General features: G+C 65.0%; 29 protein-coding genes. 16 read left to right on the top strand and 13 right to left on the bottom strand.

The features are described 5' to 3' along the window. Positions 1-109: 109 nt before the first annotated feature. On the top strand, positions 110-322 hold the full coding sequence (locus B0G38_RS07275; protein ID WP_139004577.1) for a helix-turn-helix domain-containing protein: 213 nt from the start codon (positions 110-112) through the stop codon (positions 320-322). 176 nt (positions 323-498) lie between these two features. Continuing rightward, complete coding sequence (locus B0G38_RS07270; RefSeq protein WP_003792170.1) at positions 499-597, top strand: 30S ribosomal protein bS22; 99 nt, start codon at positions 499-501, stop codon at positions 595-597. Positions 598-710: 113 nt separating this feature from the next. Here the strand turns inward: B0G38_RS07270 and B0G38_RS07265 are convergent, their stop codons facing one another. Further along, positions 711-1,529 carry an HAD family hydrolase gene (locus B0G38_RS07265; RefSeq protein WP_264668804.1) on the bottom strand — a complete coding sequence of 273 codons (819 nt, stop codon included), beginning with the start codon at positions 1,527-1,529 and terminating at the stop codon, positions 711-713. Between the two features lie 105 nt (positions 1,530-1,634). Here B0G38_RS07265 and B0G38_RS07260 point away from each other — a divergent pair, with 105 nt between their 5' ends. Together B0G38_RS07260 and B0G38_RS07255 are read left to right on the top strand one after the other, a co-directional pair. Further along, a complete protein-coding gene (locus B0G38_RS07260; RefSeq protein WP_264668803.1) occupies positions 1,635-1,898 on the top strand; it encodes a glutaredoxin family protein in 264 nt (87 codons plus the stop codon). 76 nt (positions 1,899-1,974) lie between these two features. Then, positions 1,975-2,688, top strand: a complete 714-nt coding sequence (locus B0G38_RS07255) for a redox-sensing transcriptional repressor Rex (RefSeq protein ID WP_413542038.1) — start codon at positions 1,975-1,977, stop codon at positions 2,686-2,688. 6 nt (positions 2,689-2,694) lie between these two features. On the opposite strand, the gene B0G38_RS07250 is transcribed toward B0G38_RS07255, so the two are convergent. Both B0G38_RS07250 and B0G38_RS07245 read right to left on the bottom strand, forming a co-directional pair. Continuing rightward, positions 2,695-3,462 carry a hypothetical protein gene (locus B0G38_RS07250; RefSeq protein ID WP_264668801.1) on the bottom strand — a complete coding sequence of 256 codons (768 nt, stop codon included), beginning with the start codon at positions 3,460-3,462 and terminating at the stop codon, positions 2,695-2,697. 192 nt (positions 3,463-3,654) lie between these two features. Further along, positions 3,655-4,200 carry a YceI family protein gene (locus tag B0G38_RS07245; RefSeq protein WP_264668800.1) on the bottom strand — a complete coding sequence of 182 codons (546 nt, stop codon included), beginning with the start codon at positions 4,198-4,200 and terminating at the stop codon, positions 3,655-3,657. Positions 4,201-4,323: 123 nt separating this feature from the next. On the opposite strand from B0G38_RS07245, the gene B0G38_RS07240 reads away from it, so the two are divergent. The 5 genes from B0G38_RS07240 (at position 4,324) to ccsB (ending at position 9,259) form a co-directional block, all read left to right on the top strand. After that, positions 4,324-4,986 carry a histidine phosphatase family protein gene (locus B0G38_RS07240; protein WP_169993516.1) on the top strand — a complete coding sequence of 221 codons (663 nt, stop codon included), beginning with the start codon at positions 4,324-4,326 and terminating at the stop codon, positions 4,984-4,986. A 54-nt stretch (positions 4,987-5,040) separates the two neighbouring features. Beyond that, entirely contained in the window at positions 5,041-5,655 is a 615-nt protein-coding gene (locus B0G38_RS07235; RefSeq protein WP_264668799.1) for a TlpA family protein disulfide reductase, read from the top strand. 8 nt (positions 5,656-5,663) lie between these two features. Beyond that, positions 5,664-6,446: a cytochrome c biogenesis CcdA family protein gene (locus B0G38_RS07230; RefSeq protein WP_461610092.1), complete on the top strand. Its 783-nt coding sequence runs from the start codon at positions 5,664-5,666 to the stop codon at positions 6,444-6,446. A 128-nt stretch (positions 6,447-6,574) separates the two neighbouring features. After that, positions 6,575-8,209, top strand: coding sequence for a cytochrome c biogenesis protein ResB (gene resB / locus B0G38_RS07225; protein ID WP_264668839.1), 1,635 nt, complete (start codon positions 6,575-6,577; stop codon positions 8,207-8,209). A gap of 12 nt (positions 8,210-8,221) precedes the next feature. Then, entirely contained in the window at positions 8,222-9,259 is a 1,038-nt protein-coding gene (ccsB, locus tag B0G38_RS07220) for a c-type cytochrome biogenesis protein CcsB (protein ID WP_264668798.1), read from the top strand. Between the two features lie 389 nt (positions 9,260-9,648). Here the strand turns inward: ccsB and B0G38_RS07215 are convergent, their stop codons facing one another. The 4 genes from B0G38_RS07215 to B0G38_RS07200 all read right to left on the bottom strand — a co-directional run bounded on the left by B0G38_RS07215 (position 9,649) and on the right by B0G38_RS07200 (position 11,157). Next, positions 9,649-10,254: a DNA-binding protein gene (locus B0G38_RS07215; protein ID WP_264668797.1), complete on the bottom strand. Its 606-nt coding sequence runs from the start codon at positions 10,252-10,254 to the stop codon at positions 9,649-9,651. 90 nt (positions 10,255-10,344) lie between these two features. Next, positions 10,345-10,530 carry a hypothetical protein gene (locus B0G38_RS07210; protein ID WP_264668796.1) on the bottom strand — a complete coding sequence of 62 codons (186 nt, stop codon included), beginning with the start codon at positions 10,528-10,530 and terminating at the stop codon, positions 10,345-10,347. Continuing rightward, the gene (locus B0G38_RS07205; RefSeq protein ID WP_264668795.1) at positions 10,508-11,020 is read right to left on the bottom strand and encodes a hypothetical protein; all 513 of its coding nucleotides are present in this window, start codon (positions 11,018-11,020) and stop codon (positions 10,508-10,510) included. The genes B0G38_RS07210 and B0G38_RS07205 overlap by 23 nt, the downstream gene beginning before the upstream one ends. Continuing rightward, positions 11,008-11,157, bottom strand: coding sequence for a hypothetical protein (locus B0G38_RS07200; protein WP_264668794.1), 150 nt, complete (start codon positions 11,155-11,157; stop codon positions 11,008-11,010). The genes B0G38_RS07205 and B0G38_RS07200 overlap by 13 nt, the downstream gene beginning before the upstream one ends. A 358-nt stretch (positions 11,158-11,515) precedes the next feature. On the opposite strand from B0G38_RS07200, the gene B0G38_RS07195 reads away from it, so the two are divergent. Then, positions 11,516-12,307, top strand: coding sequence for an AAA family ATPase (locus B0G38_RS07195; protein WP_264668793.1), 792 nt, complete (start codon positions 11,516-11,518; stop codon positions 12,305-12,307). Here B0G38_RS07195 and B0G38_RS07190 read toward each other — a convergent pair. Both B0G38_RS07190 and B0G38_RS07185 read right to left on the bottom strand, forming a co-directional pair. Beyond that, a complete protein-coding gene (locus B0G38_RS07190; RefSeq protein ID WP_264668838.1) occupies positions 12,287-12,670 on the bottom strand; it encodes a ribosomal maturation YjgA family protein in 384 nt (127 codons plus the stop codon). The genes B0G38_RS07195 and B0G38_RS07190 overlap by 21 nt on opposite strands. 58 nt (positions 12,671-12,728) lie before the next feature. Further along, positions 12,729-13,115, bottom strand: a complete 387-nt coding sequence (locus B0G38_RS07185; protein ID WP_264668792.1) for a PLD nuclease N-terminal domain-containing protein — start codon at positions 13,113-13,115, stop codon at positions 12,729-12,731. A gap of 124 nt (positions 13,116-13,239) precedes the next feature. On the opposite strand from B0G38_RS07185, the gene B0G38_RS07180 reads away from it, so the two are divergent. Beyond that, entirely contained in the window at positions 13,240-13,575 is a 336-nt protein-coding gene (locus B0G38_RS07180; protein ID WP_264668791.1) for a DUF4229 domain-containing protein, read from the top strand. Positions 13,576-13,578: 3 nt separating this feature from the next. On the opposite strand, the gene B0G38_RS07175 is transcribed toward B0G38_RS07180, so the two are convergent. The 4 genes from B0G38_RS07175 to B0G38_RS07160 all read right to left on the bottom strand — a co-directional run bounded on the left by B0G38_RS07175 (position 13,579) and on the right by B0G38_RS07160 (position 17,173). Then, complete coding sequence (locus B0G38_RS07175; protein ID WP_264668790.1) at positions 13,579-14,460, bottom strand: 1,4-dihydroxy-2-naphthoate polyprenyltransferase; 882 nt, start codon at positions 14,458-14,460, stop codon at positions 13,579-13,581. 100 nt (positions 14,461-14,560) lie between these two features. Beyond that, positions 14,561-15,676: an AMP-binding protein gene (locus tag B0G38_RS07170; protein WP_264668789.1), complete on the bottom strand. Its 1,116-nt coding sequence runs from the start codon at positions 15,674-15,676 to the stop codon at positions 14,561-14,563. Positions 15,677-15,686: 10 nt separating this feature from the next. Then, the gene (locus B0G38_RS07165) at positions 15,687-16,625 is read right to left on the bottom strand and encodes a 1,4-dihydroxy-2-naphthoyl-CoA synthase (RefSeq protein WP_264668837.1); all 939 of its coding nucleotides are present in this window, start codon (positions 16,623-16,625) and stop codon (positions 15,687-15,689) included. Between the two features lie 110 nt (positions 16,626-16,735). Continuing rightward, positions 16,736-17,173, bottom strand: coding sequence for a VOC family protein (locus B0G38_RS07160; protein ID WP_264668788.1), 438 nt, complete (start codon positions 17,171-17,173; stop codon positions 16,736-16,738). Between the two features lie 270 nt (positions 17,174-17,443). On the opposite strand from B0G38_RS07160, the gene B0G38_RS07155 reads away from it, so the two are divergent. The 5 genes from B0G38_RS07155 to B0G38_RS07135 all read left to right on the top strand — a co-directional run bounded on the left by B0G38_RS07155 (position 17,444) and on the right by B0G38_RS07135 (position 22,324). Next, positions 17,444-19,090: an ABC-F family ATP-binding cassette domain-containing protein gene (locus tag B0G38_RS07155; RefSeq protein WP_264668787.1), complete on the top strand. Its 1,647-nt coding sequence runs from the start codon at positions 17,444-17,446 to the stop codon at positions 19,088-19,090. A 62-nt stretch (positions 19,091-19,152) separates the two neighbouring features. Then, on the top strand, positions 19,153-19,614 hold the full coding sequence (locus B0G38_RS07150; RefSeq protein WP_264668786.1) for an SRPBCC family protein: 462 nt from the start codon (positions 19,153-19,155) through the stop codon (positions 19,612-19,614). Positions 19,615-19,623: 9 nt separating this feature from the next. After that, on the top strand, positions 19,624-20,112 hold the full coding sequence (locus B0G38_RS07145) for an SRPBCC family protein (protein WP_264668785.1): 489 nt from the start codon (positions 19,624-19,626) through the stop codon (positions 20,110-20,112). Between the two features lie 197 nt (positions 20,113-20,309). Then, the gene (locus B0G38_RS07140) at positions 20,310-21,521 is read left to right on the top strand and encodes a thiolase family protein (RefSeq protein ID WP_264668784.1); all 1,212 of its coding nucleotides are present in this window, start codon (positions 20,310-20,312) and stop codon (positions 21,519-21,521) included. Continuing rightward, entirely contained in the window at positions 21,521-22,324 is an 804-nt protein-coding gene (locus B0G38_RS07135) for an enoyl-CoA hydratase/isomerase family protein (protein ID WP_264668783.1), read from the top strand. The genes B0G38_RS07140 and B0G38_RS07135 overlap by 1 nt, the downstream gene beginning before the upstream one ends. Positions 22,325-22,326 lie beyond the last annotated feature (2 nt).

Raw genomic sequence — 22,326 nt, 5'->3', positions numbered from 1 at the left:
CAACTTTCACTTTGGTCACTTGGCCCTCTAGAGTGTCTAGCTAGACGGTAATTACCCGCAGGGCAAGGCGGCATGCCGTTCGGCCCGACCGGAGTAAAGGATTTTGGAAATGGCAGAGGAGAAGAACTTCTCGAATGTCCGCTTCTTGACGGTGTCGGAAGTGGCCGAAGTGATGCGTGTTTCCAAGATGACCGTTTACCGGTTGATCCACTCCGGGGAGATGCCTGCTGTGAGGTTCGGCCGCTCCTACCGGGTGCCGGAATCGGCCGTGGAGCAGTATCTTCGCGGTGCCGTTGTGGAGGGCCAGTCGGATACCGCTTAGGTGGTTTTGGGTCTGGCAATGGACCCGGCGCCAACGGCCGGTAAATTGTCGCCTGATTTAGGCGGTACCCTGTTAAGGAACGTTTTACGTCATCGTAAGAATCCGCCGGCCACTGCTGTTCTCAAGGGCAAACTGTGGCAGTCGGGTGTTAATCGAAGTGAATTTGTGAGGAACTCGTGGGTTCAGTTATTAAGAAGCGCCGCAAGCGTATGGCCAAGAAGAAGCACCGTAAACTGCTTCGTAAGACACGCCACCAGCGTCGCAATAAGAAGTAGAGCTTCAGCTTTACAGCATGCTTCTCGGTCCGCCAGGTAACTGGCGGGCCGTTTGCGTTAATCCGTGCCGGACCCGGACCGTGCCGTGACGAGGACGCCGCAGCGCCGCTCGTTCAGCCGCGTGGACCGCGGAACTTGTGCACCCCGCGCCAGAGCCCGTACACGGCGCCGGCTCCGGTGGCGGCTTTGAGGCCAAGGGTTGCAGCCTTGCGGCCGCTGCGGAAGTCGTAGATCGGCCAGTTGCGTTCCCGGGCATGCCTGCGCAGTCTCGCGTCCGGATTGATAGCCACGGGATTGCCCACCAGCGACAGCAGTGGAACATCGTTGTAGGAGTCGCTGTAGGCCCAGCAGTTCTCCAGCTCGAGCCCTTCCAGCTTGGCGAGCTCGGCGACGGCGTAGGCCTTGGCCGGCCCATGAAGGATTTCACCGACCAGGGCCCCGGTGTAGGCGCCCTCGGAAATTTCGGCCACGGTACCCAAAGCCCCGTCGAGGCCCAGCCGGTCCGCGATGACTTCCGCGACCGTCAGGGGAGTGGCGGTCACCAGCCACACTTTGCGTCCGGCGCGCAGATGCTGATCCGCCAAGGCGCGTGTACCGGGCCAGATCTTGGACGCGATGATCTCGTCATAGACCTCTTCGCCCAAGGCCTTCACATCCGTCACCATCAGCCCCGCGCCGAGCGCCATGGCGGTATCGCGGACGGATTGGATGTCCTTCAGGTTTTCCCCGCGCCACAGGAACTTCCCCTGCTTAATGGCGAACCCGGCAACGTCCCGCATCCGGAAGGCGCCGCGTTGGTACATCTTGCGCCCCACGTGGAACAGGCTTGCCCCTCGCATCAAAGTATTGTCGACGTCGAAAAACGCGGCCCCGGTTTCTGCGCCGGCGGGATCAGGCTTTCGGTGGGCAGGACCTGTGGCGGCTGAGGGCATGCCTCGAGTCTAACGAGCCGGAGGCATCCATGCTGAGCGGCCCTGCGTGGGGCAGCGTGGTGTCCGGTTATTGACTCCTGCCAAGGTGGGGCTACGTTGTTAGCTATGACGGATTCAGCTGCTCCCCGCCCCAATCATGAACTGGTGCTGCTCACCAAGCCGGACTGCCATCTTTGTGAAGCGGCACGGGAAACTGTGGCGGCAGTTGCCGACGACCTTGGGCTGGAGTGGCAGGAGAAGTCCATTCTGGAGGATCCGGAGCTGGAACGGCGGTTCGCCGAGGAGATTCCGGTGGTCATGATCGACGGCGTACAGCGCGATTTCTGGCGCATCGATCCGGAGCGGCTGCGGCGCCTGTTGACGTCCTGAGCGCGCGGAGCCAATTGGTTGCCGTTTTGCCCAGCGCCTAAAGTGGGACTACAGCTAAGCAATGGAGAGCCACATCGTGACCACGCAGGATCTTCCCAGTACCGCTGGGAATCCCGAAAGTTCGGGCCGCACTATTCCGCCAGCGTCCGTTGCGCGGCTGACGATCTACCTGCGCGCCCTGAACTCCCTGCTTGCCGAGGGCGTGGAACGGGCGTCATCCGAGGAACTTGCCGAAGCCGCCGGGGTGAAATCTCCCATGCTCCGCAAAGATCTGTCCTACCTCGGCTCCTACGGTACTCGGGGTGTCGGCTACGACGTGCAGCTGCTGACGCGGACCATTTCCGCCCGGCTGGGGCTGACCCAGGAATGGCGCGTCGCCATCATCGGCGCCGGTAACCTCGGCCGGGCCCTGGCCGGCTATTCGGGTTTCACTACGCGTGGATTCGAAGTTGCGGCCATCTTCGATGCCGACCCGTCAATCATCGGAACCGAGATCGGTGGCCTGAAAATCCACAACACGGCCGATTTGGAAACCGTGCTGCACCGGACCGGCGCCAATATGGTGGTGCTGGCCGTACCGGGCCGCGTGGCCCAGGAACTCTGCGACAAGCTCGTCGCAGCCGGAATCACCAGCATCCTCAGTTTCGCCCCCGTGGTGCTGCAGGTGCCGCAGCATGTGCAGGTGCGGAAGGTGGACATGGCCACCGAACTGCAGATCTTGGCCTACCACGCACAACGGGCGCAGGAATCGGAGTTGGACTCCGAAACCCGCGCCCGCAAGGCACAGTAGGAAACGTCAGCGGCCGTAGATGCCGAACTTGCGTGCGGCCACTGCCTTGAAGAAGTTGTTCGACGGCGGCATGAACAGCAGCACGATGGCGGCGATGCCGAGCAGGATCGTCAGGGTGTGCAGTCCGAACGGAATGATGCCCAGCAGAGACAGCGCGGCGAAGACGGTTCCGGTGATCCGGGCCCAGTTCTTGCCGGCCTTCACGCCAAAGGCAACCATCAGGTAGAGCCCGATGCCGATAAGCCCGACGACGACCATCACCACGCCCGCCATGCCGCTGGCCATGTCGATGAATTCCTGTTCGCTGATCTGGCCGCCGGTCTGTGCCACGGCGTCCCGGACAGCCGGATCGTCCGCCAGTTGGGCCAGCACGGTGTCCATGGTGGCCAAGGAAATGATGATTTCGATAGCGGTCAGCGCGGCCGCCGCGATGATCAGCCAGAAGGCGATCATGACTTCTTTGGGCGCTTCGGGCTTCCCGGTGCCGCCTTGCGGCTGGCTGCTCGGATAGCTGTACTGGCCGGGCTGTGCGTTCTGGTAGCCGTACGGTGACGGGGTGTTCTGGCCATAGGGGGAGTTCTGGCCGTAGGGGCTGGCCTGGCCCGGCTGCCCGGATTGCTGGCCGTAGGGGGAGTTCTGGCCGTACTGCGGCTGGTTCTGACCGTAGGGCGCGTTCTGCCCGTAGCGGGGTGCGACGTCGCCGTTCTGGCCGGACTGTCCCGGTTGCTGGTCCGGTTTCTCGGACGGATTCGGATTGTTTTCGGGAGTGGACATGGTCGCATCCTTCTTCTGTCGATCGACACTGCAGATAGCCGCCGGTACCGCGTGTGACAAGGCAGGACAGGACAGCTCCTACTGCAACCCTACAGCGCAGGCATGCCGGTAGGGACTAGCTCTGAAGGATGATTTTGCCTCGCCGGAACAGCTGTCCCGGCCAGGCAAAATCCATGCATCGGATCGGGCGGTTCAGGCCTGCTTGACCAGCGCCGCATCCAGATTGATCTTCACCTTGTCGCTGACCAAGACGCCGCCGGCCTCCAGCGCGGCGTTCCAGGTCAGGCCGAACTCCTTGCGGCTGATTTCGGTTTCACCGGTGAATCCGGCCCTGGTCGCCCCGAACGGGTCGACAGCCACGCCGGTGAATTCCACCTCGACTTCCACAGGCTTTGTCACGCCGCGGATCGTCAGGTCGCCGGTAACCGTATAGTCCTCGCCGTCGCCTTCGACACCGGTGGCGACGAAGGTCATCTCAGGGAACTGCTCGACGTCGAAGAAATCGGGACCCTTGACATGGGCATCGCGGTTGGCGTCGCCGGATTCGAAACTGGCTGTATTGACTGTGGCGTGCAGAGTGGACTCCGCGAGTGACTCGCCAACTCGTGCCTCGGCCGAGGCATCAGTGAATCGGCCGCGGACCTTGCTGATCCCGGCGTGGCGTACGGTGAAGCCGATTTCACTATGCGCCAGGTCGAGAGTCCAGACGCCTTGAGCCAGACCTTGGGGCAATGTCATAACGATCTCCTTACGTGGGAAAAACGATTCCATCAGGGCTGAGCAGCAGATCTTCACTCACCGCCCATTCTTGCCACGCCTCAGGCTTTGGGCAATCCCCTTGGCTTTGAGAGAATTAAGACCATGCCCCTATCCACTGTGCATTTACTCCGCCACGGCGAGGTCCATAACCCGGACCGCGTCCTCTACGGTCGGCTGCCTAATTTCCGTCTCTCCGAGCTTGGACGTGAGATGGCCCAGCGGGCGGCGGACTACTTTGCCCAACGGGCCGAAGACGGCGCCAAGATCAGTTATCTGGTGGCCTCGCCCCTTACCCGAGCGCAGGAGACGGCGCAGCCAACCGCCGTCGCGCTGGGTCTCGAAATCGTGACCGATGAGCGGATCATCGAGGCGGAGAACCGTTTCGAGGGACTCTCGGACGTTAAGCGGCATCTGCGGGATCCGCGGCACTGGAGGTATTTGCGCAACCCGATGCTGCCGTCCTGGGGCGAGCCATATGCCGGGCAGGTCGCCCGGGTCATGGAAGCGGTCGAGGATGCCCGGCGCGCCGCCGTCGAACGCGGCGGAGAAGGCGCCGAAGCAGTGCTGGTGAGCCATCAGTTGCCCATCTGGGTGACGCGGCTGGCGGCGGAACAACGCAGGCTGTGGCATGACCCCCGCCGTCGGCAATGTACTTTGACCTCGGTCACCAGCCTGAAGTTCGACGGCGAACGCCTCGTCGGGGTCGAATATTGCGAGCCCAGCGCCGATCTTTTGCCCGGTGCGGCGAATATCCCGGGAGCGTAATAGAATTACTACGCGTTGTAGAAGTGGGATACTTCCCAGCCCACGAAGAAAAGTGTGATTGTGACTGCCCAAACCCCTCAGCCGTTCAACCGTCGTTCCCTGCTCAAGCTTGGTGCGGGACTTGTTTTTGCCCTGCCCCTGGCCGCCTGCACAGTGGAGGATTCGCTGGCCCAGCAGGCCAATGCCGGCGACAACAAAAACTACATCGCCGGGGACGGCTCGGTGACCGAATATGATGCCGCCACCCGCGGTGAACCGGTCCAGCTCTCCGGGAAGCTCTTCGACGGCACCGCCGTGGAGGCCGCCGATTTCGCCGGCCAGGTCACCGTGCTGAACTTCTGGTACGCCGCCTGCGCACCGTGCCGGCTGGAAGCCCCGGACCTGCAGGCGCTGAGCGAGGAGTTCGCCGACGAGGCGCAGTTCTACGGCGTGAACATCCGCGACGAACGGGCAACGGCGGAAGCCTTTGAACGCAATTTCGGCGTGACTTACCCCAGCTTTAATGACAAAGACGGCGGCATCCTGCTGGCAATGACCAACTACGTCCCGCCGCAGGCCGTCCCCACCACGCTCGTGCTCGACAAGAAAGGCCGGGTAGCTGCCCGCATCCTGGGCGTCGCGGACAAGGGCACGCTGAAAGCGCTGATCAGAGACACAGCGGCCGCCTGACTGTGGAACTGACTGCGGCCTACGTCCCCCTGAGCATCGGCAGCGCCTTCGGCGATACTGTCCTGAACGGCTCCGTCCTGCTCGCCATCCCCGTGGCGATGCTGGCGGGGCTGGTGTCTTTCCTGTCCCCGTGCGTCCTGCCCCTGGTCCCGGGCTACCTGGGCTACGTCACCGGACTGACCGGCGTGGACCTGGAACGCCAGCGGCGCGGCCGGATGCTTGCCGGCATCGGCCTGTTTGTGCTGGGCTTCTCCATTGTCTTCGTGGCCATCGGGGCGGTGTTCGGGCAACTGGGAGCGTGGCTGAAGGGATCCGAAGCCGCCTGGGTCACGCAGGCGCTCGGCGTCGTCGTTATTGCGATGGGCGTGATCTTTATGGGCGGACTGTCCTGGTTCCAGCGCGACCGCAAGATCCATTCCCGCCCGCCGGCCGGGCTCTGGGGCGCCCCGGTCCTCGGGATGACTTTCGGCCTGGGCTGGGCGCCGTGCATCGGACCCACCTTCTCCGCCGTCCAGGCGCTGGCGTATTCCGGCGGCGCCGATGCGACCAAGGGCGCCTTCCTGGCCTTTATGTACTGCCTGGGGCTCGGCATCCCGTTCCTGCTGATCGCACTAGGCGTGCGGCGGGGCATGGGCGCCATGGCCTTCTTCCGCAAGCACCGCCTGTTCCTGCAGCGGGCAGGCGGGGCGCTGCTGGTGATTCTCGGTGTGCTGATGGCCACCGGGATGTGGGGGACCTGGGTAACGCAATTGCAGGACTGGTTCGCAAATGAAGTGAGGCTCCCCATCTGATGAGCGAAACACCTAAGACTCCCGAGACGCCCGCGTCCGACGCACCCCCGACGCCGGGCAGGGAGCAGGCAGGCCCCGCCGGCAAAGCGGATGCCGCCCGCGGCTGGGGCCCGGCGAAGAAGGACAAAATGCCTTCGGCGAAGAACGACGTCGCCCTGCCCGCCTTGGGTTTCGTCGGCACCTTGCGCTGGATCTGGACACAGCTGACGAGCATGCGCACCGCGCTGTTCCTGCTGCTGCTGCTGGCTGTTGCCGCGGTGCCGGGCTCGCTGTTCCCACAGCGGCCGGCGAACCCCGCTGTCGTCACCCAATACCTCACGGACAACCCGGAAACCGGTCCCTGGCTGGACCGTTTCCAGCTGTTCGACGTCTACTCGTCGGTCTGGTTCTCGGCGATCTACCTGCTGCTGTTCATCTCCCTGATCGGCTGCGTGGTCCCGCGCGCCGTCCAGCATTGGAAGGCCATGCGTTCCCAGCCGCCGCGGACCCCGCGCCGGCTCTCCCGCCTACCGGAATACGGTTCGATGGCGCTGCCGTCCAACCTGGAAGTCACGCGGGAATCCGCCGTCGACGACGCCGCCCGCCTGCTCAAGCGCCGCGGCTACCGGGTGGAGGTGCGCGGCAAGGACGGCGCGATGCCTTCCGTCGGTGCCGAGCGCGGCTTCCTGAAGGAAATCGGCAACTTGGTCTTCCATGTCTCGCTGATCGGTGTCCTGGTCTCCGTGGCCGTCGGCGGGTTGTTCGGCTACCGCGGCCAGAAGATCATCGTCGAGGGTGAGTCCTTCGTCAACACCTTGGTGGGCTACGACAACTTCTCCCCGGGCAGTAATTTCCACGAGGACCAGCTGGAGCCGTATTCGATGCAGCTGGACAGCTTCGATGTGGTCTTCGACCGTGAATCGGACACACACTATGGCCAGCCGCTGGACTTCACCGCCGTCCTGACCACCAAGGAATCGCCCGAAGCGGAACCTGAGCAGCAGACCCTGAAGGTCAACGAGCCGCTGTCCATCGGCGGAACGAGCGTGTATCTGGTCGGCAACGGCTATGCCCCGGTCGTGACGATCCGCGACGGCGACGGCAACATCGCGCTGCAGGGTCCCGTGGTGTCGGTGCCGAACGACGGCGCCTACACCTCCACCATGGTCGTCAAGGTCCCGGACGCCCAGCCGGAACAGCTGGGCTTTGTGGGCTTCTTCCTGCCCACCGCGGTAGAAGGTTCCGACGGCGTGGCCGTTGGCAGCGACCCGGATCCGTTCAACCCGCGGCTGTACCTGAACGGTTACTACGGCGACCTGGGCCTGGACGAAGGCGACCCGAAGAACGTTTACGTCTTGGACACCTCCACCCTGACGTCGATGAGCGACGGCGAGGACGAGGCCGGCGAATTCTCCCTCGGCGCCTACGAAAGCTACGAGCTGCCGAACGGACTGGGCAGCGTCACGTTCGACGGACTGAAGCGCTACGTTGCCCTGGACATCGACCACGACCCGGGCCAGGCCGGCGCGCTGGTGTTCTCGACGCTCGCCATCATCGGACTGAGCGCCTCCCTGTTCATCGGCCGCCGCCGCGTCTGGGTCCGTGCCGGTACCCACGAGGACGGCCGGACCATGGTTGAGTGGGGACTGCTGGCCCGCGGCGAAGACCCCAGGCTGGAAGGCGAATCCGCGGCCCTGCGCAAACTCTTCGAGAAGGAATGGCTGGCCAACCAGGACCAGCAGGCAGACAATAACAAAAGCGCCGTCGGCGTAAAAAACTCCTAAGGATCCACTCCAATGCCCTCCATTGACGAGACGCTCGGCCAGTACAGCGAGCTGTTCATCCTGCTGGCTGCCATGGCATACACCGTGGCGTTCATAGCCTTCTGCTGGGACCTGGCAACCTCCAGCAAAACCATCCGGTCGGTCGAATCCCGCCTGGCCCGCGAACAGTCCGAGCAGAAGGTCCTGGCCGGAGCGGGCGCCGGGGCATCAGCAACGGGTTCCGCTGGAAAAGCAGGGGCCGGCGCGTCCGTCGAGACGGCAGACGAAGCCATGGTGTACACCAAGGAACGCCGCGTCGCCGCACGAATCGGCGTTGCCATTACCATCGTGGCCGCCCTCGTCCACACGGCCGGCGTGATCTCCCGGGCCATCGCGGCGCACCGCGTGCCGTGGGGCAACATGTACGAGTTCTGCACCACCGGCGGCTTGGTTGTCGCCGTCGTATTCCTGTTGGTCCTCACCCGCAAGGACGTACGCTTTCTGGGCTCGTTTGTTATTGGCCTGGTTGTCATCATGCTCTGTGCCGCTGCGATCGGCTTCCCGACGCCGGTGGCCCACCTGGTGCCGGCCCTGCAGAGCTACTGGCTGATCATCCACGTTTCGATCGCCGTGATCGCCTCCGCTTTGTTCACCCTGACTTTCGCTATGTCCGTGCTGCAACTGCTGCAGGCAAACCGGGAAGCCCGCGCCCGTGCCGGGCAGCCGGAGCGCATGGGCTTCCTGCGCCTCGTGCCGTCTGCGCTGTCGCTGGAGAACTTTGCCTACCGGGTGAATGCCATCGCGTTCGTGCTGTGGACCTTTACCCTGATGGCGGGCGCCATCTGGGCCGAGAAGGCATGGGGCCGTTACTGGGGCTGGGACACCAAGGAAGTCTGGACCTTCGTCATCTGGGTGGTCTACGCCGGCTACCTGCACGCCCGCGCCACCCGCGGCTGGACCGGAACCCGGGCCGCCTGGCTGTCCATCGTCGGCTACCTCTGCGTGGTCTTCAACTTCACCATTGTGAACGTCTTCTTCTCCGGACTGCACAGCTATTCCGGAATTCAATAAACGGATCGCTCCGCTAACTTTCCGAACGGGACCTGCGCACTGGGCAACCAGTGCGCAGGTCCCGTTTTTTGTCCGCCGGTTCACCGCAAGGAGCAGCCTTACAACCCTGGATCGGGACGCGCGAACAAGGCTCGGGGAATCGTTTCGATGGCAGGGGTTGCGTGGACACCAGCCAAGGCATCAAGTACCTGACCTGCGCTAGGCGTTAGCCGATCCAAAGGAGCCTTGGGGATCCAATCCAATCGCCGGCCGGGGCAGCAACTTCCCAGGCTTCACGCGCCACGGCGGAACTCCTCCAATAGGTTTTGCAAGACTCTCTCGCCGGCGCTGCGCTCCCGCGTGCCCAGGGAGTCCATCAGGTCAACGGCGATGGCAGCCAGCGGCACTCTTCATTCGGTGAAGGCCTCCTCGATGGCGACCTCCCGGATGGTTACGTTGCCACCCAGATCCAGGGGCATCCGGAAGTCGTCTGCTATTCCCTCAGCCTCACCGTCGGATGCGTAGCCTTCCGCGAGGCCTCCGCCGGCTGTCAGACCGAACACCTCGGCGATGCCGTCGTACATCATTGCCCCGGCAGCGGTCGGCAGTAAGGCGCCTTCAAGCGCAGGCAAGGTTGCCACGGGCGCGCGGTAACGGAATACAGTGTCCTTATTCCTGGACAGGTTGTAGATCCGGCGGGCAGTCATCACTGGGTACATCAGGGAGGTTTTGATGCGGGACTTGCGCTGCGGGATCAGCCAGATTGGGTTCCCGCCGGACAACAGCGTGAGGGCTCCCCAAGCTGTGGCGTCGGACCAGGCGCGGCCCCGGTCAAGCCCCTGGTACTGGAGACGCTTGACGGAGGCAGGGTCGATGATGAGGGTGTGGGCGACGCGGCCGAGCGCTTCGAGTCGCCGGGACGCTACCAGGCGGGAGATCCTATCGAGCGGGAGGCCCAGTATCTCGGCCGCCTCGCGCGAGGTGATGCCATCCCGGCGAGGAGTAGTTGTTACCACAATCATCCTTAGTCACGGTGGTATGCGGTAACTGTGCGTTCGGAACGCGAAAGGGGCCGCCCTTCGGCGACCCCTTTCGTAAACCGTTTGTCAGACCTTCTCGCGGGCCAGCTTGATTACCCAGGCAGGCGTTTCACGTCCCAGATCGGCATCGAGTTCTTGGCGCAGCTTGGCGGCTTCCACCTTGACGCGCCGCTCGGCACGGGCCTGCTGCTCCGGCGTGCGCCCGTGGCGGGTCGTGACACGCGGACGGTCAGCGTGCGTTGCTTCTGCCATTCGTGTCCTCCTCTCCATCGCCTTCGTCTCCATTGTCTCTAACATCGTCGCGCCCGTCTATCGGAGCTTCAGGCTCAGGAGAGCGGCGAAGATTCTCCCAGAGGTTTGTTAATAGGCGCGTTCGAGCTTCGCCCAGAAGTTTCGGGAAGAACGCTTCGAATGGGCTTGTATGCTCCTCTTCGTCGAGGGGTTCTTCCTCATCGAGAGGCTCCTTCCATGCGGCATCGAGCAGGCGCTTCTCTTCCGGGGAGAGCCCTTCCGTCCTGTTCAGGATGCGGATCATGGCGACGCCGGCAAGGCGCCGATCCGGGTCCTCGGAGAAGGCCGCGTCCAAAGCCCACTCCACCCGGTCCCACCACTGGTTCTTCTGGTCGGCCAGAGCCTTCTGCTCGAGCGCGCTTTCATCAGCCTTCCGCTTTTGCGCAAGAGTCTGTGCATCGACTCGGGCCTTCTGCTGGAGCGCCCGTTGGCCCAGTTTCAGGTTTCGCATGCAAAGTAGCCGGCAATGGCGGCTGCCACCATGACAGCGAACGGACTGAGCGTGCCGATGATCTCCCACACCCTCGGCCCTCCAGGCGATTCCACGATGACGCGGATTGGCTCGGGCGGGACTGGCGCGATAGTCACGGGTGACATCTTAACTGTGGCGAATCACTTGGTGGGGGAGGCCTGCCGGGAGGGTGCTTCTTAGGCGGCTTCCAACGCTTCGTCAAGCGGCATCGCCACCGGTGCCACCGCCAGCTGCAGGGCTGCCAGCAACAAGTGCATTCCGCACGGATAATGCGCCTTTCGCTTCCTCAGAACGTAGAGTGGGCTCCATGGCGGCACAAGAGGTAGGTGGCGAAGGGAACAAAGCAGCCTTTGGCTGGGCAATGACGGGCGTGCTGTTCGCGTTGCTGACAGTGATTTCCTTTAGCCGTTCGGACACCTGGTACATGGTTCTCGGGTCGTGCGTTGTGGCGGCGGCTGCCGCTGCGATGGTCGCGTGCTTCATCGCGACCTCACGGGCGGCCAGAATCTAGCCCTCGGCCACATCAAGAAAATGACCAGCGCGGGCGCCATCTTTAACGACCGCCGGATCGTGCGGGAGATCCGCGTCCGAAGCGATGCGGCTATCGTGCCGGATGTCTGGCCGGCAAACATTCCCGCAGTCGCCGCTGTGCTGGAGTCGGGGCTGGAGCTGCCGGAAGGTGTGACCTTTCTGGTGGGGGAGAACGGCAGCGGGAAGTCGACGCTGGTCGAAGCAATCGCCGCCGCTTACGGTCTGGGGCCGGAGGGCGGCACCGTCAACTCCTCCCACGCCACCTATGACACCGAATCACCGCTGAGCGAATGGCTCTCGCTGGTCAAAACCCCGGGCGCACCAAATTGGGGATTCTTTCTGCGCGCCGAAACCATGCACGGCTACTACTCCTTCCAGCGCGGGCTGGAAGGCGGACACGACTTCCACCGGATGAGCCACGGGGAGTCGTTCCTCGCGGTTGCCGAGACTTATCTCGCGACGCCCGGCTTCTACTGTCTGGACGAGCCGGAAGCGGCGCTGTCCTTCAGCTCGACGCTGGCCATGATTGGGGTCCTGGCCGACCTCGCAGCGAACGGGTCGCAGGTCCTGTGTGCCACGCATTCACCGGTGCTCGCGTCGCTTCCCGGAGCCACCATTTACGAGACCGATGAACACGGCATCGGCCGCAAGGACTGGGACGAGTTGAATCTGGTCATTAACTGGAAGTCCTATCTGGGCGCGCCGGAACGCTACCTACGGCACATTCTGACCTGAGGCGTCCGCGGCGACTGCGCCGCTATGACTCCGGCTGCCAAGACGCCGGACGCGGAGCCGGCGGCGCAGCACACCGTCCAGCAGGCCGGCTGCCAGCACACCTGTTCCGTAGGAAACCAGGTCCAGCATGCCGAACGTGGTGCCAAAGACCAGGCGCGCCGGCGGGAAGATCTCGCCGAGTGCGGCGGGCAGGGGTGAAAGCTGGAGGAGTTCGACGGCGGTGCACACCGCCAATGCGGCGGCTGCGGTCAGTACGCTTGGGATCCGCGGAGTCACGGCGGCCACCAGGAGGTAGATCAGCACAGCGTAGAGTGCGTCGCCGGTGTGGTTGGTCCAGGTGCCGCTGCCCGCGAACCGGACCAGCAGCCCCGCAGCGATGGTCAGCGCTGCGCTGGTAAGGAGGGCCCGTCGTCGTAATCCGTCAGCGCGGGGTGTTCGGATTTTCCGGATCCTCTTCGCTGACCTGGTTGGTGCCGCTGCGGCCCTTGTCCTTGGCCTGCTTCTTAAGTTCCTCTTCGCGCTTCTTCAGCTGTTCTTCGCGCTGGCGCTGCCGGCGCTGCACGTCCAGATTGCGCAAGAAAGCGACGTCCTCGTCGGGGGCCATGGGCCGGCGCGGCGCGGCCTGCTGGGCCTGTTTTGAAGCGCGCGGCCGTCCGAACGCGAACCAGAGCAGGGCGCCGATGAGCGGAACCAGGATGATGGTGAGGATCCAGCCCGGTTTGGAGATGCTGCGGACTTCCTGCGGCCGCGAGCGTATGCACTCGATCAGCGCATAAACAGTGATTGCGACTGCGAGTACAACGAGCATTATGTAGACACGGGCCATGCATTAAGTGTAGTTGAGCCGGGGCGTCGCCACTGCGCGTGTAGCAGGCTTTCCGCTCTGAGCGCGACCGCAAGCCCGGTTGGCGCCGACAGCGTAAACTTGTGTGGTGGCTTTCTGGAAATTTACCGCTCTGCGGCTGGGTATTGTTGCCGTCATCTTCGTCATCTGCATGTGGCTTGGCGTTGGCCTGATCTTCTCCGCCCTCGTGGCGGCCGTGGCCGGATGGTGCATCACGTACCTGTTCTTCCGCGAAATGCGCGACGCCGCTTCGGAGTCCCTGCGGCACCGGTTCTCCGGCAACGCCAAGCCCCTGCGGACCTCGACCGAGATCTCGGATGCGATGGCCGAAGACGAGGCCGTGGACCGCTACGGCGAGCTCCGCGTGGACTCGGACCGCAAGCCCAAGGACACCAAGCCCGAAGACATGCCGACGGCGGACTGACCGCTACATCAGCCGGGTCAACGCCAGACCCAGCGAGAAGGCGACGGCGAAGCACAGGTTGATGATGCCCGTCTGCTTGAGCACCGGGATCAGGTCCTTGCGTTTCTTGCCCTTGAGCATGACCCAGCTGGGCATCAGGCAGACCGGAGCCAGCAGCAGCACCAGCAGGATCCATGGATGCTCGTTGACCAGGACCAGCGGCAGCAGGATGGCAACGGCCAGCATCATCACGTAGCTGATCCGTGCGGCCTCGTCGCCCAGCCGGACGGCAAGGGTGATCTTCCCGACCTCGCGGTCCGTGGGAATGTCCCGCACGTTGTTGGCCATCAGCAGCGCTGTGGCGATCAGCCCGGTGCCCACTGCACCTACGAATGAAGCCCAGCTGACCTGCAGTGCCTGGGTGTAGGTGGTGCCCATGGTTGCCACGATGCCGAAAAACAGGAACACGAAGACTTCGCCCAGCCCCCGGTAGCCGTAGGGGTTGCTGCCGCCGGTGTAGCCCCACGCGGCAATGACACAGCCGGCCCCCACCAGCAGCAGCGGCCAAGTCTGGGACAAAATAATCAGTGCCAGCCCGGCGATCAACGCCAGCCCAAAACAGCCGAACGCCGCGAACTTGACCGACTTCGGCGAGGCCACGCCGGAAGCGGTCAGGCGGATGGGCCCCACGCGGACGTCGTCGGTGCCGCGGATGCCATCCGAGTAGTCGTTGGCATAGTTGACGCCGACCTGGAACAGCAGGGCGATCAGCAGCGCCAGCAAAGCCCGCGTTGGGTTGAAGGCTTCGAGGTCGAAGGCCGCGGCGCTACCCACGATGACCGGAGCAGCCGCCATCGGCAGCGTGCGGGGGCGTGCGCCTTCAAACCATTGGGCAACTGTAGCCACGTGAAGATCCTGCTTTCGTGAACGGTAATGATGGCGGCGGACCGGATCCGGTGCCGGCCGCAAAGAACTATTCTCGCTTATCGCCGGTGGGCGGCGGGTATCAGCCGGCTTCGCGCAGCGCCCGCGCCACGGCCAGCCGGTCCGGCTTGCCGTTGGCCAGCAGCGGTAAGGCATCCAGCCGCACGAGGATGCGCGGCACCGCGGCCGGCCCCAGTGCCTCGCGGACTGTCCGGCGGATCAGCTCATCGTCTGCAGAACCGACGACGGCGGCGCCCACCCGGGTGCCCCACTCCGGGTCCTCGACCCCGGCCACCAGGGCGGCCTCCACCCCGGGGACGGTCTCGACGGCAGCGGAGACGGCGGCGGCGGAAACCTTGACGCCACCGGTGATGATCACATCGTCCGCCCGCCCGCTGACGGCCAGAACGCCGTCGTGCATTTCACCCAGATCCTCGGTGAGGAACCAGCGGGTGGCCGAGCCATCCTTGTCCGGCACGGTACTGAAGTGCGCGTCCGTGAGCTCGGGATTGTCCAGGTAGCCCGAGGCCAGGACGTCGCCACCGATGGAAATCCGGCCCTCATGCAACCCCAGCTGCACGCCGTCCAGCGGCACGCCGTCGTAAATACAGCCGCCGCAGGTCTCGCTCATGCCGTAGGTGCGGACAATCCGCAGCGAATGCTTCCGGGCCGCCGCCTGGAGGTCAGCGGACATCCGGGCGCCGCCGAGCAGGATGGTATCGAAGCGGCGCAGCACCTGGACCGTTTCCGGGGACGGGTCCGTGAGCAGCCGGTGCAGCTGGGTGGGGACCAGCGAGACCAGCCGGAACCTGTCCGTGAGCTGGCCCGCCGCGGCGGTGAAGGCCTCCGGCGTGAAGCCGGCCAACAGATCCATCACCCAGGGCCGGGTGCCCGCGTAGAGCGAACGCACCAGCACCTGCAGGCCGGCCACATAGTTGGGGCTCAGGGTCAGCAGCCACTGGCCCTCGCCCTGTAGCCGCATGGCCGTGGCCATCGAGGACACGGCCAGCGCATCAATGCCCAGCATGGTGGCCTTCGGCGTGCCGGTCGAGCCCGAGGTCCGCACTACCGCTGCGGTCTCCGGCGCCAGACCGGCCGAGGTAACCGGCTCGGGGGTGCCATCAGGTGCGATTTCGACGGCGGGGCCCGCGCCTGCCAGCGCGGCCGAGAGTGCTTTCAGCGCCGGATCGATGTTCATCCAGGCAGCCCTAGAAGTAGTGTGGGAAGCGGGACCAGTCGGGGTCGCGCTTTTCCAGGAAGGCTTCCTTGCCCTCCACAGCCTCATCCGTCATGTAGGCCAAACGGGTGGCCTCGCCGGCGAAGACCTGCTGGCCCGCCAGCCCGTCGTCCGCGAGGTTGAACGCGAACTTGAGCATGCGGATGGCCTGCGGCGACTGCCGGGCGATATCCGCGGCGTACTCCAGCGCGGTCGCTTCGAGACGCTCATGGTCCACGGCCTCGTTGACGGCGCCCATCCGGACCATGTCTTCGGCGGAGTACTCGCGGGCCAGGAAGAAGATCTCGCGGGCGGCCTTCTGGCCGATCTGGCGGGCCAGCAGCGCCGAGCCGTAGCCGGCGTCGAAACTGCCGACGGTGGCATCGGTCTGCTTGAACTTGCCGTGCTGGCGGGAGGCGATGGTCAGGTCAGCCACCACGTGGAGGCTGTGGCCGCCACCGGCCGCCCAACCATTAACGACGGCGATGACCACCTTGGGCATGGTGCGCATCAAGCGCTGGACTTCGAGGATGTGCAGCCGTCCGGCACGGGCCGGATCGACGGTTTCCTGCGTCTCGCCGTCGGCGTAGCGGTAGCCGTCGCGGCCGCGGATCCGCTGGTCGCCGCCGGAGCAGAACGAGTGACCGCCGTCCTTGGGGGAGGGACCGTTGCCGGTCAGCAGGACGGTCGCCACATCCGGCGTCATCCGGGCGTGGTCCAGCGCGCGGTAGAGCTCGTCCACCGTGCCGGGCCGGAAAGCATTGCGGATCTCGGGCCGGTCGAAGGCGATGCGCACCGTGGGCAGATCGCGCAGCACGGCGCCGGACGCGTCCCGTTCCACCTGGCGGTGGTACGTCAAGTCCTGGAAATCGAAACCGGATACTTCGCGCCACTGGGCGGGGTCGAAGACATCTGACACCTTTGCGGGCAGGGAGGCGGCCTGTGCGTGGTTGCTGGCTTCAGGTGCGGTGGTGGCGGGCGCGGGGGCAGAATTCTCAAAGCTCACATAGCGAGTTTAGCCCCGCGCCCAAAACCGACCTGTCACGTAAGGCAGAATTCGTTGCCTTCCGGATCGGCCATGGTGTACCAGCTGTACGGTCCCTGCTGGGCGTCGTACAGGAACTTGGCACCGCGGGCTTCAAGCCGCGCCCGGACCACGTCCCTGTCATCGCCGGCAAGGCGCACATCCCAGTGCAGTCTGTTCTTCACAGTCTTCGGTTCCGGGACCGGCTGGAAGAGGATCCGCCGGCGGTCGGGCACATCCTTTTCCTCCGGCGGAGAGATGGCGGCGCCGGCCCGCCAAACCAGCATGCCGTTATGGGGGATGGTGTCTTCCTCGCGGGCGTGGCCCTGGGCAATCATTTTCTTGATGAACTCCGGGTCCGTTTGCTCCACCGACCAGCCCAAGGTTTCGGCCCACCAGTCGGCCTGGCTGTGGGCGTCGGCGCAATCCACGACTATCTGCAGGTTGTAGGTCATGTTTCGACGGTAGGCGCCCGGCCATTCGTGCGCCAGAGTCTTCGGGACAGCTGTTGTCCGCGAATGCGATGACGGTTGGCCCGGCACATGCGGCGTCCACTGCCCGCAACTGCACGGAGGGGCGTTGAAACGTTGACAGCTCCATCCCGGCGCTCCCACACTGGAAGGCATGAAGCTGTAACCCGCTTTCGTCCATTTGTCTGCCCGTTGCGGCCCCGGCCCCCGCAGGCCGCGCCCGCAGGCATAACTATTCGACGCAATGGGGTTACATTGAGCGCTCATATTCATCTCTCACACCTTTCGCACGGCTACGGCGGCCGGCTCCTGCTGGACAACGTCAGCCTTGTCATCCCGTTCGGCGAACACCTGGCCATCATCGGCGAGAACGGCGCCGGCAAGTCCACCTTGCTCAGGCTGCTGGCCAGTCTTGAACAACCGGACGCTGGAACGGTTGCCGTCCACGGCACCCACGGTTACCTGGGGCAGACGCTGGACCTGCCGCCGTCGTCCTCCGTTGGACAGGCCATCGACGCGTCCTTGTCCGGGCTGCGCGCCATGGAATCGGAACTCCGCGGGCTCGAGGCCGCTATGGCCGGCGGCAAGGTGCAGGTAGGCGGCCGGTACGACGAGTTGCTCGCGGCCTACCGGCTGCGCGATGGCTACGCTCTGGATGCCCGCGTGGACGGCGCACTGAACGGGCTGGGCCTCGGGCATATCACCAGGGAGCGGAAGATCGGCTCGCTCTCCGGCGGCGAACAGGGCCGCCTGGCGCTCGCCTGCCTGCTGGCGGATCCCGCGCCGGTCCTGCTGCTGGACGAGCCGACCAACCACCTGGACAACAGCGCCGTCGAGTGGCTGGAACATGCCCTCGCCGCGCATCCGGGCACCGTCGTCGCCGTTTCGCATGACCGGACCTTCCTGCAACGCGTCGCCACCACCGTGGTGGAAGTGGACGCGGACCGCCGTACCTTGACGCGCTACGGCAACGGCTACACCGGATACCTGCGGGAGAAAGCGGCCGAGCGCCTGCGCTGGGCCCAGGCTTACGGCGCCTGGCTGGATGCGGTCGCGTCCGAGAAGGCGAAAATCGCCCGGCACCGGGAGCAGTTCGACGACGTTCCGGACCGGCCGGACAAAGACAAGATGGCCTTCGATTTCAAGACCAGCACCGTGGAGTCGGCACGGACCAGCCGGCTGCGCAACGCCCAGGAACGGCTGCGCCGGCTGCAGGCCCGGCCCGTGCAGCGGCCGCCCGAACCACTGAAGCTGGCCGCGGACTTCGGCGGCACCGGCCTGACCGGAACCATGCTGGAGGCGTCCGGCGTCGTGGTTGAAGGCAGGCTGCAGATGGACGGCCTTCAATTGGCGGCCGGGCAGAAACTGCTGGTCTCCGGTCCCAACGGTGCGGGTAAAACCACGCTGCTGGATGTGCTGGCCGGCCGGCTGGTACCCGACAGCGGGACTGCGCGTCGGCGCGGGCGGCTGGGCTACCTGCCCCAGGAGCTTGCCCCGCCGGCCCACCCGGCGCACCGGCTGCTGCAGGCCTTCGGCGCCGGACTGCCCGGCGATACCGAGGAGCACGCGGAGAAGCTGCTGGCCCTCGGGCTGTTCCGCACCGCTGACTTCTTTGTGCCGGTCGGGGCGCTGTCCGTGGGGCAGTACCGCCGGCTGGCGCTGGCCCGGCTGCTGGTTGGCCGTTACGACGTGCTGCTGTTCGACGAGCCCACCAACCATCTCGCTCCGGCGTTGGTGGGCGAGCTGGAGGAAGCGCTCGACGCCTACGCAGGAACCCTTGTCATGGTCAGCCACGACCGCCAGCTGGGTGCCTGGTTCGCCGGGCGCTTCGGCGGTACCGGACCCGGCGCGGAACTGCGGCTGGTCGACGGCCGGGTCGCGCCTTTCCCAGTGGCTGTCTGACCCATGGGCTACTGTGTTGGGCAGACCATCGCGGATACACATGTTAGAAACCAGAGGGATCAATGGCGCATCAACTGGAGTTGACCCAGCACGTGAATGCACCGGTGGAGGCCGTGTGGGAGGTGTTGACCGATATCGACGGTGCCGCGGGAACGCTCTCCGGCGTGACCAAGGTGGAAGTCCTCACGCCCGGCCCCTACACCGAAGGCTTCCGTTGGCGGGAAACCCGGAAAATGATGGGGAAGGAAGCCACCGAAGAGATGTGGGTTGCTGACGCCCAGGCTCCCCATGCCACCACGGTTAAGGCGCAGTCCGGCGGTGCCGACTACACCACCCGCTTCACCTTGCGCCCGGTGCCGGGCGGTACGGAACTGACAATGTTCTTCGGTGCCGAGCAGGCCCGCCCAGGCTGGCTGACCAAGCTGATGATGGCCGGTTTCGGAAAGATCGGCATGAACGCCGCACGTAAAGCGATGGCACAGGACTTGAAGGACATCGCGGCCAAGGCCGAAAACCGCGCCTGAGGAGGAAGTATGACGGCAGGAAAATTCAAGGTTGATGTCAGTCTGGACAGCACGGTGGAGGGCCAGCCGGTACTGCGTTTCCGCCGCCGGTACGGCCACGACGTCGAACGGTTGTGGCGCGCGTTGAGCGAGGACTCTGAACTTTCGGCGTGGTTCCCCTGCGCGGTTCGGCTGGAACAGCACGTCGGCGGAGTCATCGAGTTCCGTTTTCCGGATGAAGAACCCGACCAAGGCAAGGTCCTGGAGCTGGATCAGCCTCACCTGCTCGCCTTCAGCTGGGACCAGGAAGTGCTTCGCTGGCAGCTGCAGCCCGATGCCGGCGGCAGCCTGCTCCTGCTCACGAACACCATTCAGGATCCGGCCAAGGTCGCCAACGTTGCTGCCGGCTGGCACGGCTGCCTGGAGCAGCTGGCGGCGTTCCTCGACGGCTCCGCCGGCGCCGCGGGGCAGTCTCATGAAGAACTCGTCCGGCACTACAGCCAGGCGCTGGGGCAGTAAGTAAGCCACCCGCCGTCGTCGTTATGTTGGACAGCACCCGGTGTCATGTAGCACCTTGGACTGATGCTTTAGTTGACCCTCGCCAGCGCGCGTGGGATTCTTTATAGAACGGTCGGTCGGTAATTTCTGGCGGGCAAAATCCGTCGGAGCCGTCCGCACATCGTCATCCAAGACACTCGAGCGCGAGGGAAAATTCAATGGCTGAGGCATTCCTGATTGGCGGGGCCCGTACCCCGGTTGGCCGCTATGGAGGCGCACTGTCCGCGGTACGCCCGGACGATCTGGCTGCGCTCGTGGTCAAGGAAGCCGTGCACCGCGCGGGCGTGGATCCGGACGCCGTGGACGAGGTCATCTTCGGCAACGCCAACGGTGCCGGCGAGGAAAACCGCAACGTTGCCCGTATGGCCTGGCTGCTGGCCGGCTACGCAGACCACGTGCCCGGCATTACCGTCAACCGCCTGTGCGCGTCCGGGCTGAGTGCCATCATCATGGCCTCGCACATGATCAAGGCCGGCGCCGCGGACATCGTCGTGGCCGGCGGCGTAGAGTCGATGAGCCGTGCGCCCTGGGTGCAGGAAAAGCCCATGAAGGCCTTCGCCAAGCCGGGCGAGCAGTTCGACACGTCCATCGGTTGGCGGTTCGTCAACGAGCGCTTCGCCAAGGGTGACCTGTCGCGCGATGGCAAAATGACCTACTCCATGCCGGAGACAGCCGAGGAAGTCGCCGATGTCTACGGCATTTCCCGCGAGGACGCTGACGCGTTCGCGGTGCAGTCGCACGAGCGGGCGATCGCGGCCATCGAGGGCGGCCGGCTGAAGGACGAGATCGTCCCCGTCACGGTCAAGAGCCGCAAAGGCACCTCCGTCGTCGACACGGACGAGGGCCCGCGCCCGGGCACCAGCCTGGAAGTCCTCGCCGGACTGAAGCCCATTATCAAGCCCGGCGGCGTGGTCACGGCCGGCAACTCCAGTTCCCTCAACGACGGCTCGTCCGCGATCATCGTGGCGTCCGAGGCGGCAGTGAAGAAGTTCGGCCTGACCCCGCGCGCCCGCATTGTGGAGGGCGCCTCAGCCGGCGTGGCCCCGGAAATCATGGGCGTCGGCCCGGTTCCGGCCACCCGCAAGGTGCTGGACAAGGCAGGCTGGAGCGTCGAGGACCTCGGCGCCGTCGAGCTGAACGAGGCCTTCGCCACGCAGTCCCTGGCCGTGCTGCGCGACCTGAAGATCGACCGGAGCATCGTGAACAACGACGGCGGGGCCATCGCTTTGGGGCATCCGCTGGGTTCCAGCGGCTCACGTCTGGTGGTGACCCTGCTGGGCCGGATGGAACGCGAGAACGCCCAGCGCGGCCTGGCCACCATGTGTGTGGGCGTGGGCCAGGGAACGTCGATGATCATCGAGCGGGTCTGATGCTCTTCGACACGCACGAATTCTCCACCCTGCTGGTCGAAGAGCGCGAGGACCGGATTCACGTCCAGCTGGACCGTCCGGAGGTCCGCAACGCCATCGACCAGGCCATGGTCGATGAACTGCACACCATTTGCGCTGTGCTGGAGCGGCAGCCGCGGATCATGATCCTGTCCGGTACGCAGGTCAACGGCAAGGGGATCTTCGCCTCCGGTGCGGATATCGCGCAGCTGCGCGAACGCCGTCGTGAGGATGCCCTGGCCGGGATCAACTCGACCATCTTCAACCGGATCGCCCAGCTGCCCATGCCGGTCATCGCCGCCCTGGACGGCTATGCCCTCGGCGGCGGGGCAGAACTGGCTTACGCCGCGGACTTCCGCCTGGCCACACCGAGCGTGAAGATCGGCCAGCCGGAGACCAACCTTGGCATCATGGCAGCCGCCGGAGCCACCTGGCGCCTCAAGGAACTGGTCGGCGAGCCGCTGGCCAAGGAAATCCTGCTGGCCGGCCGCATCCTCGGTGCGCAGGAAGCCCTAGCGGTGCATTTGGTCACCGAAGTTCACGAGGCCGACGTCCTGATCGACGCCGCCCACGCGCTGGCGGACCGGATCGGGGCACAGGACTCGCTGGCCGTCCGGATCACCAAGAGCGTGTTCCACACTCCGCGGGAAGTCCACCCCGTCATCGATACGATCGCGCAGGGAATCCTGTTCGAATCCGAAGCCAAATTCGACCGCATGCAGGCGTTCTTGGATAAGAGCGCTGCCAAGCGGGCGGCCAAGGAAAAGCAGACAGAAAGCAAGTAAGC

Origin of the sequence: Crystallibacter permensis (assembly GCF_025960875.1) — a bacterium.
In the GTDB taxonomy this organism is placed as follows: domain Bacteria; phylum Actinomycetota; class Actinomycetes; order Actinomycetales; family Micrococcaceae; genus Crystallibacter; species Crystallibacter permensis.
Note: the sequence above shows the minus strand (reverse complement) of the source record. Positions and strands in the feature narration are given on the sequence as shown.